General features: G+C 54.2%; 11 protein-coding genes and 1 pseudogene. 11 read left to right on the top strand and 1 reads right to left on the bottom strand.

Features of this window, described 5'->3' with window-relative positions; genetic code table 11:
* Positions 1 to 133: 133 nt before the first annotated feature.
* From ligA to IG627_RS12800, 11 genes are all read left to right on the top strand, one after another.
* Positions 134 to 2,185: an NAD-dependent DNA ligase LigA gene (gene ligA / locus IG627_RS12850; protein WP_193192773.1), complete on the top strand. Its 2,052-nt coding sequence runs from the start codon at positions 134 to 136 to the stop codon at positions 2,183 to 2,185.
* Between the two features lie 231 nt (positions 2,186 to 2,416).
* The gene (locus IG627_RS12845; RefSeq protein ID WP_193192772.1) at positions 2,417 to 2,851 is read left to right on the top strand and encodes a hypothetical protein; all 435 of its coding nucleotides are present in this window, start codon (positions 2,417 to 2,419) and stop codon (positions 2,849 to 2,851) included.
* 91 nt (positions 2,852 to 2,942) lie between these two features.
* Positions 2,943 to 3,386: a DUF4399 domain-containing protein gene (locus IG627_RS12840; RefSeq protein WP_193192771.1), complete on the top strand. Its 444-nt coding sequence runs from the start codon at positions 2,943 to 2,945 to the stop codon at positions 3,384 to 3,386.
* Positions 3,387 to 3,400: 14 nt separating this feature from the next.
* Positions 3,401 to 4,813 carry a class II fumarate hydratase gene (locus tag IG627_RS12835; protein WP_193192770.1) on the top strand — a complete coding sequence of 471 codons (1,413 nt, stop codon included), beginning with the start codon at positions 3,401 to 3,403 and terminating at the stop codon, positions 4,811 to 4,813.
* A gap of 302 nt (positions 4,814 to 5,115) precedes the next feature.
* Positions 5,116 to 5,319 (top strand): hypothetical protein, encoded by a 204-nt coding sequence (locus tag IG627_RS12830; RefSeq protein ID WP_193192769.1) that lies wholly within the window; start codon positions 5,116 to 5,118, stop codon positions 5,317 to 5,319.
* Complete coding sequence (locus IG627_RS12825) at positions 5,320 to 6,375, top strand: AraC family transcriptional regulator (RefSeq protein ID WP_193192768.1); 1,056 nt, start codon at positions 5,320 to 5,322, stop codon at positions 6,373 to 6,375.
* Positions 6,376 to 6,802: 427 nt separating this feature from the next.
* Entirely contained in the window at positions 6,803 to 8,596 is a 1,794-nt protein-coding gene (locus IG627_RS12820) for an acyl-CoA dehydrogenase C-terminal domain-containing protein (protein WP_193192767.1), read from the top strand.
* A 171-nt stretch (positions 8,597 to 8,767) separates the two neighbouring features.
* Positions 8,768 to 9,136, top strand: a complete 369-nt coding sequence (locus IG627_RS12815) for an SCP2 sterol-binding domain-containing protein (RefSeq protein WP_193192766.1) — start codon at positions 8,768 to 8,770, stop codon at positions 9,134 to 9,136.
* A 155-nt stretch (positions 9,137 to 9,291) separates the two neighbouring features.
* Positions 9,292 to 10,929, top strand: coding sequence for an AMP-binding protein (locus IG627_RS12810; RefSeq protein ID WP_193192765.1), 1,638 nt, complete (start codon positions 9,292 to 9,294; stop codon positions 10,927 to 10,929).
* A 1,290-nt stretch (positions 10,930 to 12,219) separates the two neighbouring features.
* Positions 12,220 to 13,449, top strand: a complete 1,230-nt coding sequence (locus IG627_RS12805; protein WP_193192764.1) for a hypothetical protein — start codon at positions 12,220 to 12,222, stop codon at positions 13,447 to 13,449.
* A gap of 1,699 nt (positions 13,450 to 15,148) precedes the next feature.
* Positions 15,149 to 15,637 carry a DUF6265 family protein gene (locus IG627_RS12800; RefSeq protein ID WP_193192763.1) on the top strand — a complete coding sequence of 163 codons (489 nt, stop codon included), beginning with the start codon at positions 15,149 to 15,151 and terminating at the stop codon, positions 15,635 to 15,637.
* An 867-nt stretch (positions 15,638 to 16,504) separates the two neighbouring features.
* Here IG627_RS12800 and IG627_RS12795 read toward each other — a convergent pair.
* Positions 16,505 to 18,439 (bottom strand): annotated as a pseudogene (locus IG627_RS12795) (transporter substrate-binding domain-containing protein); the annotation flags it as partial.
* Between the last annotated feature and the right edge of the window lie 124 nt (positions 18,440 to 18,563).

The raw sequence follows: 18,563 nt of genomic DNA, 5'->3' as shown, positions 1-18,563 counted from the left end.
GGGGCGGGGCGCGGGCCGGTCCGCGGCCTTCTTGTCCTTGGGGGGGGGGGGGGGGGGCCCCCCCCCCCCCCCCCGCTCCTACAAATAAAATACCTACCACCGGCAAGAATTCCCTATTTTTGCAAACAACAAAATGACCGATAAGACTACCCCTAAAAAGCCGCCCACCGAAAAACGCCACCGCGCCGAAGAGCTGCACGAAATCCTACAGCGCGCCAACTACCAGTACTACGTCCTCGACAATCCGGAGCTGCCGGACGCCGAGTACGACCGCCGCCTGCGTGAGCTGCAGGACCTGGAAGAGGAGTACCCGGCGCTGGTAAGCCCGGATTCGCCCACCCAGCGCGTCGGCGCGGCACCGCTGAAGGCGTTCGCTGAAGTGCGCCACCAGGTACCAATGCTGTCCCTGGACAACGCTTTCAGCGATGAGGAGCTGGTGGAATTCGATCGCCGCGTGCGCGATCGCCTGAACAGCCAGCAACCGGTGGAATACGCCTGCGAGCCCAAGCTGGACGGTATCGCCATCAGCCTGCTATATCGCGACGGCCTGCTGGAACGCGCTGCAACCCGCGGCGACGGCACCACCGGCGAGGACATCACGCAGAACGTGCGCACCATAGGCTCTGTGCCGCTGCGTCTGCTGGAAAATGGGGTGCCCGAAGTGCTCGAGGTACGCGGCGAAATCTATATGCCCAAGGCGGGCTTCGCCGAACTGAACCGGAAGGCGGCGGAGGCCGGGGAGAAGACCTTTGTCAATCCGCGCAACGCCGCCGCCGGCAGCCTGCGCCAGCTGGATTCGCGCATCACCGCCAGGCGCCCACTGGAGCTCTGTGCCTATGGAGTCGGCCAGATCGAGGGCGGCACACTGCCGGAGAAACACACGGAAATACTGCGGCAATTGAATCGCTGGGGTTTTCGCATCAACAGCGAAATGGCCGCGGTGAAGGATATCCAGGCCTGTATCGAATACCACGAAAAGCTCGGCGGGAAACGCGGTGAGCTGGCTTACGATATCGACGGCATAGTATTCAAAGTCAATGATATTGCGCTGCAGCGGCGCCTGGGGTTTGTCGCCCGTGCGCCGCGCTGGGCCATGGCCTACAAGTTCCCCGCCCAGGAGGAGATGACGCTGCTGAAAGACGTGGAGTTCCAGGTGGGCCGCACCGGCGCGGTAACGCCGGTGGCGCGACTGGAACCGGTGTTCGTCGGCGGTGTCACCGTTTCCAATGCAACGCTGCACAACCGCGACGAGATAGCGCGCCTCGGCGTAAAGATCGGCGATACGGTAGTGATTCGCCGCGCCGGCGATGTGATACCGCAGGTGGTGTCGGTGGTGGCGAGCAAGCGCCCGAAAGGCGCCCGCGACATCGTCTTTCCGGATCACTGCCCGGTGTGCGATTCCCCGGTGGAGTCGACCCCCGGCGAGGCAGTGGCGCGCTGCAGCGGTGGCCTGGTCTGCAGCGCCCAGCGCAAGCAGGCGATCAAGCATTTCGCTTCGCGCAAGGCGATGGATATCGACGGCCTTGGCGACAAGCTGGTAGAACAGCTAGTGGATGAGGGGCTTCTGCACTCGGTTTCCGGCCTCTACGATCTGGCTCTGGAGCCTGTTGCCGGTCTCGAGCGCATGGGTGAGAAATCGGCGCAGAACCTGCTCGACGCGCTGGAGCACAGCAAGGACACCACGCTGCCCAAATTCCTCTACGCGCTGGGCATTCGCGAGGTGGGTGAGGCCACCGCGCGCAACCTGGCGCGGCATTTCGGCGATCTGGAGCCGCTGATGCAGGCGGATGAAGAGTCCCTGCAGGAAGTGGAGGATGTGGGTCCGGTGGTAGCGCATTTCGTCGCCGAGTTTTTCCAGCAGGCTCACGCCCAGGAAGAGATAGAGGCGCTGCGCCAGGCGGGCGTGCATTGGGAGGCGGAAGAGACGGGCGGTGAGGAGCAGCCGTTCTCAGGCCAGACCTGGGTGCTGACCGGCAAACTGGAAACCCTGTCGCGCGGCGAGGCCAAGGACTATTTACAGCGCCTCGGCGCCAAGGTTGCCGGCAGCGTGTCCGCAAAAACTGACAGCGTCGTCGCCGGCCCCGGTGCCGGTTCGAAGCTGAGCAAGGCGCGGGAGCTGGATATTCCGACCATGGACGAGGACGAATTCCTCGAAATGCTGCGCGGGCGCGGTATCGAAGTCTGATCGGGCTGTCGGGGCTGAACGCGCGGATTTGCGCTTCAGCTCTGCAGGCCGGCCCTTGCACGGGGGTTAAAATGCAGTTGCTTTGTTCAGTCTTTGCGCAAAAAATTACCGTTTTTCCGAATGAGATTCCGGTTATAGCTTTCTCTCCCTTTCGCCGTTAAAGTGAGGCACCAAGATTTATTCGCGCCGGATAATTTTTATCCACTAGCGCCGCTGTAAGGATAGGTACACGTGCTTCAGGGCGATCAGGAATCCATTGTCTACGGTTGTATCAAAGACAGTAACAGCCTTGCCGGCGGCGCCGACCGCAGGCGCGTCAATCGCGAGGCGGTACTCGCCCTGCCCAGCGCCGATGAGTGGCCCTTCCTGTGCCGCGATATGTTTTCCATTCCCACCATCAAGGTGAAGCAGTCCCAGTACCAGACAGATGTGATTCACTTCGGCGCCTCCTACCGCGCGGTCGAGTACGAATGGAATCACTGGATCCAGAAGTTCGAGGAGTTGCTGGGCAGTATGTACTGGGTTTCCGCGACGGTGCATCTGGAGACGGAGTTGTCCGGCATTCACTCTTTCACCTGGGAGGCCGCGGGGCTTTTTCACGAGCCCGGCAGCGGCGATATGCAGGTGCGCTGCGAGTGGACTCAGGAAGGGCGCGTCAGCATCTGAGCGCGATTACTGGCTGAGCTACCATCAGGCTAAGATAGCCGCGTGTTACGCTGCTATCGCCAGAATTTGGACGTCAACGAAAGGAGTTGTTATGAAAGCTTATCGGTCTGCCATTCTCGCCAGTGCGCTCTTGTTTGCCCCCCTGTTACACGCGGGCGACGACGCGCAGGCGAAGCTGGTTTCCGAGGCACCGGCGGATGCCAAGGTGTACATCATTTCACCGCAGGATGGCGAAAAAGTCGCCAGGACCTTTACCGTAAAGTTTGGCCTTTCCGGCATGGGCGTGGCGCCGGCGGGCGTGGACAGGAAGAACACCGGCCACCATCACCTGCTGATCGACGTGGACGAAATGCCGGATATGACCAAACCGCTGCCGGCCTCGGACAACCTGATCCACTACGGTGGCGGCCAGACTGAAACCGAGATTACCCTGCCGCCGGGCAAGCACACCTTGCAGCTGGTGCTGGGCAACTACCTGCATATTCCCTTCAAGCCGCCGGTGATGTCCGAGAAAATTACCATAGTGGTCGAATAGACAGGCCCGCAACCATGGGGCGCCAACCCGGTAAAGGTTATCGCACCGAAAGGGACAGCCTGGGTGAGGTACAGGTGCCGGAGGAAGCCCTGTACGGCGCACACACCCACCGCGCCCGGGAGAATTTCCCGGTCAGCGGAAGCTCGCTGCCGGCGGAATTCATCCGCGCGATAGTGCTGATCAAGAAGTCCGCGGCCCAGGCCAATCGCGAGCTGGGGCTACTGGACGAGGCGCGGGCTGCAGCCATCGTTGCCGCCTGCGATTCCCTCGACGATCAGCACCTGGCCACACAGTTCCCGGTGGATGTCTACCAGACCGGTTCCGGCACCAGTTCCAATATGAACGTGAACGAGGTGCTGGCCCACATTGCCAACAAGAACAGGGCTGCGCGCGACAGCGGTCTCGACATCAGCCCCAATGATCACGTCAACATGAGCCAGAGCAGCAATGACGTGATTCCCAGTGCGATTCACGTGTCGGCGCTACTCGCGGTGCGGGATCATCTGTTGCCGGCCCTGCGGCACCTGTACACGCAGCTGTGCGACAAGGCGGCGACGGTGGAGGATGTGATCAAGACCGGGCGCACGCACCTGATGGACGCGGTGCCCATGACCCTGGCGCAGGAAATCGGCGCCTGGGCGGCGCAGGTGGAGTCCTGTCGCGAGCGCATTCGCGGCACCTTGCCGCGCCTGTCGCAGCTGGCCCAGGGTGGGACCGCCATAGGCACCGGACTCAATGCGCCCCCGGACTTTGCCGAGCTGTTTGCGCAGAAGTTGAGTGCCAACACTGCCCAGCAATTTCGTCCGGCCGGCAACCTGTTTGCCGCTATCGCCAGCCAGGACACGGCGGTGGAGCTTTCCGGCCAGTTGCGTGTGCTGGCGGTAGCGCTGATGAAAATCGCCAACGACCTGCGCTGGATGAACAGCGGCCCCCTGGCAGGCTTCGCTGAGATCGAATTGCAGGCGCTGCAACCGGGCAGCAGCATCATGCCCGGCAAGGTCAATCCGGTGATTGCCGAATCCGTGGCGATGGTGGCGGCGCGGGTGATGGGTAACGACGTCACCATCGGTGTCGCCGGGCAGAGCGGTAATTTTCAGCTGAATGTGATGCTGCCGCTGGTGGCGCAGGTACTGCTGGACAGTATTCGCCTGCTGGGCAATGCCGCGCAGCTGCTGGCGGACAAGGCCATCGCCGACTTCGCGGTCAATCATGAGCGCATAGCGCAGACGCTGGAGCGCAACCCGATCCTGGTAACGGCGCTGAATCCGATCATCGGTTACGCCAGGGCGGCAGAGATTGCCAAGGTCGCCTACAAAAGCGGCAGGCCGGTGATGGAGGTCGCGATAGAGATGACGGACCTAAGCGAAGCTGAGCTGAAAAAGCTGCTGGATCCGGCCCGGCTGACCAGGGGCGGGCTGGTCGGCTAGGGCGCGTTGTGCGCACCGTATCCCCCTTCCATTGATCAGGCAAGCAGAGCCAGCCCCATCAGTATCGTGACCATGATCGCGGCCAGGCACTCCAACCATCTGAACAGGTGCCAGACTGTAGTGCGGTCCTCGCGCCGCAGCATTCTTTTGCCCATACAAACCTCCTGCGGCGTTGACAGGACTCGACCTATCCCTCACGATTCCACGCCGCGTCGGCGGACTGCGCCGACATTACAATGGTAATGCCGCCGAACGGCCGCGACCATTTGTCCATTTTCCACAAGCAATGCCGATAGACCCCCATGGCTAAAAAGAGTCGCCGCTCCTTCATTACCAGTGTGCTCGCCTGCATCGCTTTTATCGCGGCGGCGATCTGGAGCTGGGATCTGCCGGTGGAAGATGTCGCATCTTACCTGGTGCTGCTGCTGATCTTTCTCGCGGTCATTATCGTTGCGGCGCTGGGTTTCGGCGCGCTGTTGAGTTGGTTGCGCAGGCGTAAAAAATAGATGTCAGTGCCGGAAGAGGATATCCGTATCCCCATCGCCTACCTGGAGCGACTGCTCGAGGAGGCCGCGCGCCACGGCTGCGATCGCGGCGATCTGCTGGCCTCGGTTGGCATAAACGAGCGCGAACTGGAAGGGGTGGCCGCTTTCTCTGCACTGAAATACGGCCGCCTGTACCAGCGGGTCATGTGGCAGGTGCAGGACGAGTGGTTCGGCATGCTGAGTGGCGGACGCGTGCGGTCCGGCTCCTTCCGCCTGCTGTGCCTGACAGTGGTCAACTGCGCGACGGTGCGCCAGGCGATCACCCTCAGTGCCGAATTCATGGAAATCTGCCGAGGTTTCAAGGTAAAACCGGTATTCGAGGAAGCGGCCGGCGGCCGCGAGCGGGTGGCGATTCGCGGTATCAGTTCCCTGAAAGAGGGGGAGTTCGAGCAGTTGATCGCCGATACCAGTCCCGGTGTTATCCGCACCACCCTGGCGGTTTGGCACCGCTTCTACTGCTGGCTGGTGGGTCGTGAGATTCCGCTGGCGCGGCTGCATTTCTCCTTTCCCTGCCCGGAAGAGTTTCGCACCCTGGCCCAGAGCGAGGCCGGCGAACTTCTGTTTGACCAGCCCGTCGACGCGCTCGAGTACGATAGTCGCTACCTGGACTACCCGGTGGTGCAGAGCCCGCAGACGGTGGAGGACTTTATCCGCACCGCCCCCTATCACCTGGTGATCAGTGACGGCAGTGCCAACAGCATCAAGACCAAGGTCAAGACGATTCTGAATCGCGACGTCAGCGAGTCCATGCCGGCGGCGGAAGCGGTGGCCGAGCGCCTGAATATGTCGGTCACGACCCTGCGCCGGCGCCTGCAGCAGGAAGGTACCTCTTACCAGAAGCTGAAGGACGAGTGTCGCATGGAGGCCGCCTTCCACTATCTCAGCTGCCCGGACCTGTCCAACGGGCAGATAGCGGAGATGCTCGGATTCGACGAGTCCAGCGCATTCTTTCGCGCCTTCAAGAAGTGGACTGGCATTACCCCCGGCGAGTACCGCAGCCGCAAAGGTGGGATTTAGGGGTGAACCTTGTGCTCGCCCATGCCCGGAGTGGCACCCGTAGCGAGTTCGATGGCGGCCCTGCTGCCGGTGGCTTTTTGCGGGATACGGGCTAGGCGCCCCCCCGGTGAATGCATCCCTGTAGGCTTGTCGGCGAGGTGGCCCGGCCGCTCCAGGTATTCACGGCGCCTTCGGCCCCTCTCGCCAACAGTCCCGCAAAAAGCCCCCGACATCAGGGCCTTCGCATCGAGATCAGTTGTAATACCGACTGTTGCGAGAAAAATACCCACCCCTCCGCCCCGATTTGTCACCGTTTTGGACGGATTTCGCCATAGTGAGGCTCGCCGGCTTGCTACTATGATGAACCAATCATAGAAACCAGTCATAAACCTGACCGACCGGTTTTTGCCGGTCGGTCGGCAAACAACAGTGATTTGAGGGTAGCAGGATGACCGATATCAAGATTCCATTGCGCGATATGCGTTTTGCCATGCGCGAAATGCTGGACTGGGACCAACACTATGCGTCCCTGGGCTACGAGGAAGCCACGCCGGATCTGGTAGACGCCATCCTGGAAGAGGGCGCCAAGTTCTGTGAAAACGTGCTGGCGCCGCTGAACCAGGTCGGTGACCAGCAGGGCTGCACCTGGAAAGACGGCGAGGTCACCACCCCGGACGGCTTCAAGGAAGCCTACCAGCAGTTCGTCGAGGCTGGCTGGCCGTCACTGGCGCACGACCCGGCCCACGGTGGCCAGGGCCTGCCGCCGTCTCTGGGCACCCTGATGAGTGAGATGGTGGGTACCAGCAACTGGTCCTGGGGTATGTACCCGGGCCTGTCCCACGGCGCCATGAACACCCTTGAGGCCCACGGTACCGAGGAGCAGAAGGACACCTACCTGACCAAGCTGGTTGAAGGCAGCTGGACCGGCACCATGTGCCTGACCGAGCCGCACTGCGGCACCGACCTGGGCATGCTGCGCACCAAGGCCGAACCGAATGCCGACGGCTCTTACTCGATCACCGGTACCAAGATCTTTATCTCCGCCGGTGAGCACGACATGGCCGAGAATATCGTCCACATCGTGCTCGCGCGCCTGCCCGACGCCCCTGCCGGCACCAAGGGCATCTCCCTGTTTATCGTACCCAAGTTCCTGTCCAACGGGGACGGCAGCGTCGGTGAACGCAACGGCGTCGTCTGTGGTTCCCTGGAACACAAGATGGGTATCCACGGCAACGCCACCGCAGTGCTGAACTTCGACGGCGCCAAGGGCTACCTGATAGGCCCGCCGAACAAGGGTCTGAACTGCATGTTCACCTTTATGAACACCGCGCGCCTGGGCACCGCCCTGCAGGGCCTGGCCCACGCCGAGGCGGGCTTCCAGAAATCCCTGGCCTACGCCAAGGACCGTCTGCAGATGCGCTCCCTGTCCGGCCCGAAAAACCCGGAGGGTCCCGCCGACCCGATTATCGTGCACCCGGATGTGCGCCGCATGCTGTTGACCCAGAAGGCCTTCGCCGAGGGCGGCCGCATGCTGATACTGCTGTGTTCGCAGCAGGTGGATCGCCTGCAGAAAGGCAGCGACGAGGACAGGAAAGATGCCGACGACCTGCTGGCCTTCCTGACCCCGATCGCCAAGGCCTTCCTGACCGAGACCGGATGCGAGTCCGCCAACCTGGGCATGCAGTGCTTCGGCGGCCACGGCTATATCGCCGAGTGGGGCATGGAGCAGAATGTGCGCGACGCGCGTATCTCCACCATCTACGAGGGCACCACCGGTGTGCAGGCGCTGGACCTGCTGGGCCGCAAGGTACTGATGACCCAGGGCGAGCTGCTGCGCAAGTTCACCAAAATCGTGCACAAGTTCTGCCAGGCAGAAATCGACAACGAGGCACTGGCCCCGTTCGTCGCCAAGCTGCAGGAGCTGAACAAGCAGTGGGGTGACCTGACCCTGCACGTGGGCGGCAAGGCGATAGAAAACCCGGATGAAGTCGGTGCGGCCTCCGTCGACTACCTGATGTTCTCCGGCTACGCGGTGCAGGCTTACCTCTGGGCCCGCGCGGCCAAGATTGCGAATGAGAAACTGGCCGAAGGCTCAGGTGAGACGGACTTCTACCGCGCCAAGCTGGCCACCGCGCGCTTCTACTTCGACCGCATACTGCCACGCACCGGCAGCCATGCCGAGGCCATCCTGAGCGGCGCCGGCAACTTGATGGAGCTGGACGCGGAACACTTTGCGTTCTGATTCCAGCCCCGACAAAAAACCGCCGCTAAGCCGGCGGTTTTTTATTGCCCTTCCAAGACCGAAAATACCCTGAGTGCGTGGTGCGGCCGGGGTGCCTGCAAGCGGGATTGATTGAAGAAATGTCGATCATTGATCGCGGTGATGGGCTTCTCGTGAAAGGGGGAAGACTTCGTGGATAAAAATACTCTGAAACCGGCCGCCCCGATGCCATTACCGGATCATATTCTCGAGCGCCTGCGCCGCCTAGCTTGTCCGCACCCACTTGCTCGGGTACAGTTCCGGCTACCGGATGCCAGCGACTTTTACCTGGATTTTTCGCGGCAGTCCGAATGCGGCGAGGCTGTATCTGATAAGGTTGTGTCACAGATTGGGCTGGTGGAAGATCCGGCACTGATATTGGAAATGGCAAATAGCACATTGAGTGCTATATTGGACGGCCGTTTAAGTGCGCGCCACGCCTTTCTACTGGGGGAAATTCGATACTTCGGCGATCGGGAAATGGCGGCCTCATTGGCGGACCTTTTTCCGGCGAAGCGCTGAACCGGGCGGAGAGAAGCGGATACCCTTCTGTTCGGCCCGAAAATCACTACAAACAATAAATAAATACCCGTAGCTACACCCTTGTGGCAGATTTCGTCTATAAGAACGGATGAAGTGGGCAAACGACAACAACAATTAGGACTGGGAGAAGACAGTTGGACATCGACCGCAGCATACTCGACGTATTTAGCAACGCCTGCGCCAAGTTCGGTGACAGGCCGGCCTTTACCTGCCTCGGGCAGACGCTTTCCATCGGCGACATCGACAATCTGAGCGCCAAGTTTGCGTCCTACCTCCAGAACCACACCGCCCTGAAGCCCGGCGACCGCATCGCTGTGCAGCTGCCCAATGTGCTGCAGTACCCGGTGGTCGTATTCGGTGCCCTGCGCGCGGGCCTGGTCGTGGTCAACACCAATCCGCTCTACACCCAGCGTGAACTCAAACACCAGTTAAACGATTCCGGCGCCAAAGCACTGGTAGTGCTGGCCAATATAGCCGACACCGCCTCCGCGGTAGTGCCGGAGACAGGCGTGGAGAAGGTGATCGTGAGTGAGATCGCCGACCTGCACAGCCCGGTCAAGCGCATCCTGATCAACAGCGTGGCCAAGCACATCAAGAAGATGGTGCCGGACTTCTCCTTCGCCAACCAGGTCAATTTCCGCGATGCCATGGCACTGGGCGCCAAGCAGCCGCACCAGGATGTGCAGCGTTCCGCGGACGATATCGCCGTACTGCAGTACACTGGCGGCACCACCGGCGTGGCCAAGGGTGCCATGCTCACCAACCGCAACCTGGTGGCCAATATGGAACAGGTGCGCGAAGCGCTGGGCGATTCCATGAAGGAGGGTGAGGAGTTGTACGTGGCGCCGCTGCCGCTTTATCACATCTACGCCTTTACCATTCACTGCATGTGCCTGTTTGCCACCGGCAGCCATTCGCTGTTGATCCCGAACCCGCGCGATATTCCGGCATTTGTGAAAACCTTAAAAGGTCTGCGCTTCACCGGCTTTGCCGGCCTGAATACCCTGTTCAATGGCCTGATGCGCAATCCGGAGTTCGCCGAGCTGGACTTCAGCAAGCTGCATACCACCGCATCCGGCGGTATGGCGCTGACCCGCGATACCGCCAAGCGCTGGGAGGAAATGACCGGCTGTACGGTAACCGAGGGTTACGGTATGACGGAGACCTCGCCGGTGGTGTCCTTCAACCCGGCTGACGCCGTACAATTGGGTACCGTCGGTATCCCGGTGCCTGCGACCGAAGTAAAGGTCATCGACGAGAATGGTAACGACCTGCCGAACAACTCCCCGGGCGAACTCTGTGTGCGTGGTCCGCAGGTCATGAAGGGTTACTGGCAGCGCCCGGAAGCCACCGCCGAGGCCCTGGATAGTGAGGGCTGGCTGCGCACCGGGGATATGGCGGTGATTCAGGACGACGGCTATATCAAGATTGTCGACCGCAAGAAGGACATGATCATCGTCTCCGGTTTCAACGTCTACCCCAATGAAATCGAGGATGTTGTCAGTACTCACGACAAGGTGGCCGAGGCTGCCGCCATCGGTATTCCCGATGAGAGGAGCGGTGAAGTGGTCAAGCTTTTCGTGGTCAAGGCCGATGCCTCCCTGACCGAAGCGGAGGTCACCGCTTTCTGTCGGGAGCATATGACCGCCTACAAGGTACCCAAGCAGATAGAGTTCCGCGAGGACCTGCCGAAGACCAATGTCGGCAAGATACTGCGCCGCGAGTTGCGCGATGAGGAACTGAAGAAAATCGAGGCCGCTGTCAGCGCCTGATTTTTCTCTGGACCGGAAATGAAAAGCCCCGTTGGAGACAGCGGGGCTTTTTTATTGTTGGAGCGGATTTTTCCTGAAAGGTAATGTTAAGCAGGGGCGGGATGAACCGATATTGGCGAACTAGACGCGCTTACAGCCTCAGTTTCTTGGTACTGTACGCAAAAATTGCTGCCGATGGTTCTGTTAGGTTGCCAAGTCTCTAGTGGAATCGTCGCATGGTAGATATTTAGATTCATTTAAAGGGGTATTTATAATGATTAAGCACGTGTTTCTGGTTATTGCGTTACTTTTTTCCTGTGAAGTGCTAGCAAATGATAACTTAGGTGGTGAGGTGGAGTCCTCTGTCTTATGCCAGCCTCAATGGCCATATACGCACGATGAAAGCGTCACTTATGAAAATAGCAGAATTAAGGCTTTAACATATTCACATATTACTTGCCCAATTGAGATTAATAATGATCTGAGGCGCGAGGACGCATTCTCAGAGCTCCAAGTATGGGTTAGGGTTAATAATTCGAATTCCTCGAGTCGCGTCAGGTGTAGGTTGAAGAATTTTGATTGGAAGGGAGAGCAGGAGCTAAATACACCCTGGGTAACCACAAATGGTGATGGCTTTGCAAACGCAACTCTAATAATCTACTCGGAGTATATTAACAGAGGTGGGCAGACCACTATGGAATGTGAAATGCCAGCTTTTACCTATATTGAGAACTATCAGATGATGCCAAGGTTTTCTATTAGTCGGCTTTGAATACAAAAAATCTTCCAGTCATTATGACGCATCTTTACTGTGATAATTAACAATCAGATAGATGGCGAAAGTTCTATCTGATTGTCCGTCTCGTAGGTATTGCTATACGCCAAGTTCTGAGTTCTATCTGTCAGTACGAGCTTTCGTTTCGTTGTACTCTTGGAACATAAATACTCTTTGGAAGTATGATTTCAGTTGACACTGTGCAGCTAGATATATTAATGCTGAGCTGTAACAAGTTTGTCAATATCTATCTTTTCACTACGACTAACCCCAAGAGGTTTGTATTTTTCAATGCCTTACTTCTATAGTTCGTTGAACGAGGATCGAATAGAGCAACCAATTCTAATGAAAATCAAATAATAAGCCGCGAAAGCATAGCTTCGATACCAAGCCAAAAGAAGAATCTAGGAATATACTCTTAGGATAGCCTAGGGAGGGGAGTGTCGGAGTTTGGTTTTGTTATGCATGCTTCAACTAGATAAACTAATCAAATTATATCAGACTAAGATTTTTTAGAGTTAATGTGAGGTTTTTTGATGCGTTATATTTTTCTACTAATGTTAGTGTTATTGATAAATATATCCAGTGCCAGATCCAGTGCCAGTGAAAATGCAATTCTCGCTCAGGGGAATCATGGGGGTGGTGGTAGAATGTTTGTATTCAACAGTGATCTAGATTTGTCGGATAATGAATATGACAATGGAGAAAGTGCTCAAGATAGTATTAGCTCTGTGTATGTTGAGCCCGGGTATGAGTTACTGCTCTGTTCTGCGACAAATCTACGCGGTAGATGCGGAGTTTTTATTGGTGATGTAGATCAGGTGTTTCAGAAAGTTGATGCTATTAAAGAATTGGACAATAAAGCAAGTTCTTACAGGTTGTTGAGTTCGAACTCTATATGGAAGTCTTTTGAGTACAGTCATAATTATCCACATGCTAAAGATGCATCTAGAGTATTGCAGGGGGTGGCATTTGATAAGGAAAGTTGGTACTTTATTGATGAGTATGACATCTACAAAGTTCCTTTTTCTGATGACATTTCAAACTATGAGAGTGAAAAATATAGCATAAGCCCAGAAAGAAACGGTTGTGATCATTTAGGTGATGGAGAGCATTTTGCAGGGACATTGTTTGTTGCGGTAGAGAAATGTCCTGGAGAGACCGGAAGTAACCGTATATTCGCATACGATGGGGGTAAGTATAATAATCCCCGAATGGGAATTCTCGCCTCTCAGGTAGATGCTCCTTGGGTCGCAATCAATCCTGTTGGCGGATTGATGTTTTCATCAGATTTTGACAATGTAAATAAGTTGTTCGTTTATGATAGAAACTTTTCCAATGGCGAAAATTTAGTGCCACTATACACAATAGATTTAGATCTAGAATTAAATACGGGAGTTCAAGGAGGTGCTTTTTCTCCCGATGGGCTGCTCTACTTATCTGTCGATGATAAGGGTGAACATGGTAGGAATGCTGGTATCCATGTTTACAGAATTAAATCTGATAATACCGCAGAGAAAATTCGATTTATCCATCCGAATGGGTTTGATCCAGGCCCAGAAGAGGTCGAAGGAATCACAGTTTTCAATGTTAATGGAAAAGGTCTCAAGGGGGGTGACAATTTGCCACTGAAAGGACAAATACATTGGCTGCTATTTCGAGAATTGGCTGGCGGCATAATGTCAAGAAAAAATTATTTTAAGCATGTTAGCTTGGATCGTTTTAGTTATCTTAGAACCGACTTAATTATGGTCGTAGTCTCGTAGTAAATTTTTCCGAATGTCCTTGATTAATGCTATCACTGCCAACTAGTTTCGGGTTAATAAATGTCCGCCACAAAAAGAGGGCTTATCCTGGAGTGCAAAGGGGAATGTACCGTTAGAGCACTCAACTGAAAGTGCCTCGTAGGGTTTATGGGTAACTTAGGTTATATTCGTTGCGATTTTCCTTTCTCCTTAGGAAATCCAGGTTCAGGTACCGCGTACGATATTTTACCATTCATGTTGCGGCCCTGATGGGGCCGTTTCCCATTTTTCCTTCACAAGATACTGATCCAGGTCGCCTTACTTATCAGTCATGGGCTCGTACCAATTTTTCCTTCCCATGACTCGGAAATGTTCATCGAGAAGAGTCAGGTGAAGGCGCAGTAAAATCCGTTGCTCTGAGGGCGCCGCACTTTGTTTTTCCTGTGATCAAAATAGTTCACAGGGTTTGGTATCCGGGCTGCCAGAGAAATCTCGGCCATTGTAGGTCAGAATCGTACTGATTTCCGCCTGGTGTCTCTCGAAGAATGGCGGCACGTCAGTATTCAACAGATAGGCGGCAGCATCCGGTATTCTATTGGTGTACAGGCGACCCCGAGCGTATCGGCTTTAGCATTCGATCCCGAACTGCAGCTGGATATTGCCGACGCATTTCAAAACACCAACAAAATCTGATTCGTCGGATGCTCAGTTATGATGTCGCCGGATAGCGTGTCGACGGCAATCAATATCTGATGCACACCATAGTTCATCGGCCCTTGATAACGAAATTTACTCTGCGCGTGTAAATTGCTCGTTCCGATTCCAAGAACTGGCCACCAATACTGTATCACCCGAAGGTAAGTATGTTGTTTGGCCGCCCTGTGAAAAGTCTGACGTGCAACTAGTGGACATCACGGCTGTATGACGAAGCGACAATATGCCAAGCACCACTATTCGATTGCCTATGCTTGATTTAGGGTAAAAGCACGGAGCAAAATCTACGATACTGGCCAGAGTGGGAATCTACAACAAATATCTCTTTTCGACAGTTTTCTGACTCTGTTTTGGCATGCTTGGCAAGATAAAAGTGTATGGCACAGAGTAGAATAGTGGAACAGATCTACTAGTAGAGGATACATTGAGGGCTACTGCGGTTTTTCCTGGTACTGGAAGTCTCCGTTTCAAGCAATTTTTACCGAGGCTGAAATGAGAGATCTGGGAAAGAATTGTGAGCGCAGGCAATGGTTGTCTATCTGGTTAAAGACTACGGTGCGCAGTTAGTACGCTGAATCAGTCTCTGAAGATTACAAGCTATCTGAGCCACCTGATAGAGAGTACACAGATCAATAGGAATACGTTGGTTATGACACTCTCCCTGTATCAGACGATGAGCCTACTGGCCTTTCCTTTGGCCGAAAAAGAAGGAGCCAGAGGCGCGCATTCAGCTAGCTTCTCAAGATGGCGGCACGTTATTGGAACTAACACATACAACCCTTGGATAGGGAGGAAGTAGTAAGTACCGCTACCAGCTGACACACGACTCGAATATTGTTTTGACCTTTTTGAGGGGAAAACTCCTGAGAGCTTCTGGAAGGGGGCTAGGAATCGAAAGCTTGATGCAATCTGCGGTTTTTCACATAAAAAGTGCTAGTTAATGATAATTTCCTTGACTCCCATCGCCTATTTTCAATAGGGAACGTCAAATTGTAAGGAACTAAGTATGAAATATGTTTTTGGCCTTTTTGGTGTACTGCTTTTCCTGTCTGCACCTATATCGGTGGCTTCCGAGTGCAAAACAATGGAATCGTTAAGGTGGCTAAATGGTAATTGGCTTCACGAGGATTCCGAGAAGAAAGTTTCTGAGGAGTGGGGTGTAGTCAAGTCGTTATATAAGGATGGTATTCTGGCCTTAGAAGGGAAGGGGGAATTTTACTCAAAAAAAGATGACAGTAAGTCTGGAGAGTCTCTGCGTATTATAGAAATGTCTGGTGAGATTTTCTATCTAGCTAAGATTTCTGAGAATAAGTTCCCTGTTCCCTTCAAGCTAATCGATTGTTCTAAAAATGGCGCGGTTTTTGGCAACGATGAGCACGATTTTCCAAACTTAATTAGGTACACATTATCCGAAATCGGAATCCTCGATGTTTACGTAGGGGACAATGACGGCAACGGATTCATGCTGCAATTCCATTCTCAGGAAAGATTATGATTTTATTCTTGCTTAGATCGCTTGTTATCACTTGGGCAACAAACAATATTGACCTGATGGTATGAGATCTTTCGCATTGAAGGTATGATTGATTAACTGAATACTCATCGTAGCAGTATAGTGACCAACCAGTAACTTTACATTAAAAAAAGTCCATAATTGCCGGAAAGTACACAAAGGCTTTCTAGACTTTGATATGCGTTATGCCGGAACAACAATTCTCATTAGGCCTTTTGGCGTAGAATCGACACCCTCATAGATTCTCGCCTACACTAGTGTAAATCAGAAAACAAAATCGAGTTGTAGAAAATTGAAACTGTCGAGTGAAATTTCCCGAAAAAACTATACTAAACATTCGCGTATACAGAACATCTTGTACACTACTATTAATATTTAATTTTCTAGACAAGCGCCGTTCTGAGCAGGGACGCATGGAAGTCAGCAACAATGAATTGAAGGCTAACCAGGCGTTATCGTAATAGCAAGGATGGATCTTTAGGAAAGTTCTCATGACATTCGGCTCAAAAAAAATAATTACCGTGCTGGTGCAGAAGAATTTACGCGAGTTTCAACAGTATTCTGGTGTTCAGCCATTATATTCTGTTTTTTCCGCATAGGCGGGCGAACCGTTACCTCCCCGCTGGCGACATCGACATAGGCCTTATAGAGATTGCTGATATTTCGCACATACTGTACGGGCTCTGCGCCGCGGACATAACCGTAGCGGGCCTTATTGTAATATTGAGGTTCCGCGAGCTTCAGCATGGCCACTTCGACATTGCCAAACCAGACATCGGGGTCCAAGTTAAGTTTCTTGGCCAGTCTCCGGGCGTCTAGCAGGTGTCCATAGCCGGCGTTATATGCTGCGAGTGTAAACCAGAGCCGGTTTTCGCTTGACAGCGTAGAATCGAACCTGTTTCGCACCCAATTGAGATACTTGACACCGGCCTTTATGCTGCGTTCTGGTTCAAACAGTGGAGGTGGATACCCCATTTCTTCAGCGGTGGCGGGCATCACTTGCATCAACCCCTGAGCGCCAACCGGGGATACAGCCTTGGGGTTGAAATTACTCTCTTGCCATATCTGGGCTGTCACCATGCGCCAGTCGAAACCGTAATCCAGCGAGGAGACCTTGACAAGGCTATCAAAGGGAGAAAGCGGTTGACCAGGAACTATACGCGCCAGCACCCGCCGGCTGAATCGCTCATTGGGTTCGAAGTAAGCGGCCACTTTTTTCTTGTACTGCGTGGTTTCTCGATATTCGCTGAGGAAATCATTGAGCTTCTTAATCAGTTCCCAGTTCTGGGGTAGCACCATCCAGCCCTCTGGCCTCGGATCGCTGATAATGGCGCCGGCGTCTAACTCCGGCCGCACTGAGGCCTCAATCCTTATATCGTCATTATCTGCGATGGTCGCGTCCAACGACCCGTCAGCTATCAAATTAAAGATCTCCGAAACAGAAACTCCGGGTGGCGCTGTCTCCACTTCAACATTGATACCACTGCGCTTTATTATCTCTGCTGTCTTGATAAATGAGGAAAAAGCGCGCAAGGTCAGGGTGCGTCCGGCGAGGTCCTGGACGTTATTGATTTTTGGCTTTTCCTTGTTACTGACAACCTGTTCCGGTGTCTCTCGATAAGAATTGGTAAAGACAACGCCCTGGTTCTTAATTTCCTGGGTGATGTTCTCAGCCGCACCGGCAAAATCCCCGCGTCCAGCCTTTAGCCAGTCGATCAGCGTTTCTTCGTACGGCACCACTATGATCTGGAGCTGCAGATTATGCTTGTCCGCGAAGGCTTTGGCGAGGTCATAGTCAAATCCCATAAGCACGCCTTTCCAGAGGAAATATGCGGATGGGCCGTTATAGGTCAGGAACCGGATCAGCCCAGATTCCTTGACTTCCTTCCAGTCGGCGATCCGCACCTTTTGCGGTTTTACCAGATTCCGAGTCAGGTAGTTATTAATTCTCAGGCGCAATTGTTCGGCGCCTTTACGCAGTGCCCAGGAAATGTTCTCCTCTTGAGATACGTATGCTCCGAGTCGAATGTCGTCTCGATAGTTGCTCAGGCTCTCGGCTACATTGCTGTCTATAATTGCCACCCGGTTGTCTTTCTCATTGACAAGATCTGCTCCCTCATCCTGATCGATACCGCGGCGCTGAACCTCACGCACTGTTAGGTTTGCACTCGGATGTTTTTCAATCAGGCGCCTGGCAGTGTCCGCGCTTGTCGAATCTGCCGGTACGAGGAACTCGATATCCCTCAGATTCTCCAGATTGCTGATATCCGGACCCAAGCTGCCGGTAATCAGTTGCTGTCGGGTCTGCGTAATCGGAATAGTAAAACTCACTAGTCTTTGCCGATTTTTAGTATCGGTCAAGTTGAAAGCCAAAACATCGGCCTTGCCGGTAAGAAGTAGTTCAATTGCCGCTCTTGGTGTGTCTGCGCGAACCCATTTGGGTTTGAGTTTCAATCGCCTGGCCAGTCCATTTGCGAGTTCGAGGTGCCGAAGGTTTACGATATCGTCACGAGGCAGCTGGTCCTCAGAGGCACCCGAAAGGTTAACAAATCGAATTACGCCATGCTTTCTTATCTGTTCTAAATCTCCGGTTTCTATATAATTTTTAAACTTGTAATACAGGTTGCTGGAATACTTTGGTGAGGCAACCTCTACGGAGTCTTCCTGTATGGATCTTGGGGACTCGATACCTGATTCAGAACCACCACAGCCGGCAGTGAATATAGTAATTAATAAAAGGAATAATACGGACGAACTATAGGTGTAAACAGATATATAAGACATAACTTTGGAAGACCCGTAACTGACTGAGTGGCATTGTAATGTAGTCGTAGACAAATTTCCTAGATCAGCAGTTTGAGTAACACTAAGTGAATATATAAAAAGATACGGGTTTGTTCTGAAAGTA

The organism is Microbulbifer taiwanensis (genome assembly GCF_014904815.1).
In the GTDB taxonomy this organism is placed as follows: Bacteria; Pseudomonadota; Gammaproteobacteria; order Pseudomonadales; family Cellvibrionaceae; genus Microbulbifer; species Microbulbifer taiwanensis.
This window is presented reverse-complemented; position numbering and strand designations above follow the sequence as displayed.

Bases quoted from the DNA above. Each gene is read 5' to 3' on its own strand.
- ligA (WP_193192773.1), top strand. From the start codon at position 134: ATGACCGATAAGACTACCCCTAAAAAGCCGCCCACCGAAAAACGCCAC.
- IG627_RS12840 (WP_193192771.1), top strand. From the start codon at position 2,943: ATGAAAGCTTATCGGTCTGCCATTCTCGCCAGTGCGCTCTTGTTTGCC.
- IG627_RS12835 (WP_193192770.1), top strand. From the start codon at position 3,401: ATGGGGCGCCAACCCGGTAAAGGTTATCGCACCGAAAGGGACAGCCTG.
- IG627_RS12830 (WP_193192769.1), top strand. From the start codon at position 5,116: ATGGCTAAAAAGAGTCGCCGCTCCTTCATTACCAGTGTGCTCGCCTGC.
- IG627_RS12825 (WP_193192768.1), top strand. From the start codon at position 5,320: ATGTCAGTGCCGGAAGAGGATATCCGTATCCCCATCGCCTACCTGGAG.
- IG627_RS12820 (WP_193192767.1), top strand. From the start codon at position 6,803: ATGACCGATATCAAGATTCCATTGCGCGATATGCGTTTTGCCATGCGC.
- IG627_RS12805 (WP_193192764.1), top strand. From the start codon at position 12,220: ATGCGTTATATTTTTCTACTAATGTTAGTGTTATTGATAAATATATCC.
- IG627_RS12800 (WP_193192763.1), top strand. From the start codon at position 15,149: ATGAAATATGTTTTTGGCCTTTTTGGTGTACTGCTTTTCCTGTCTGCA.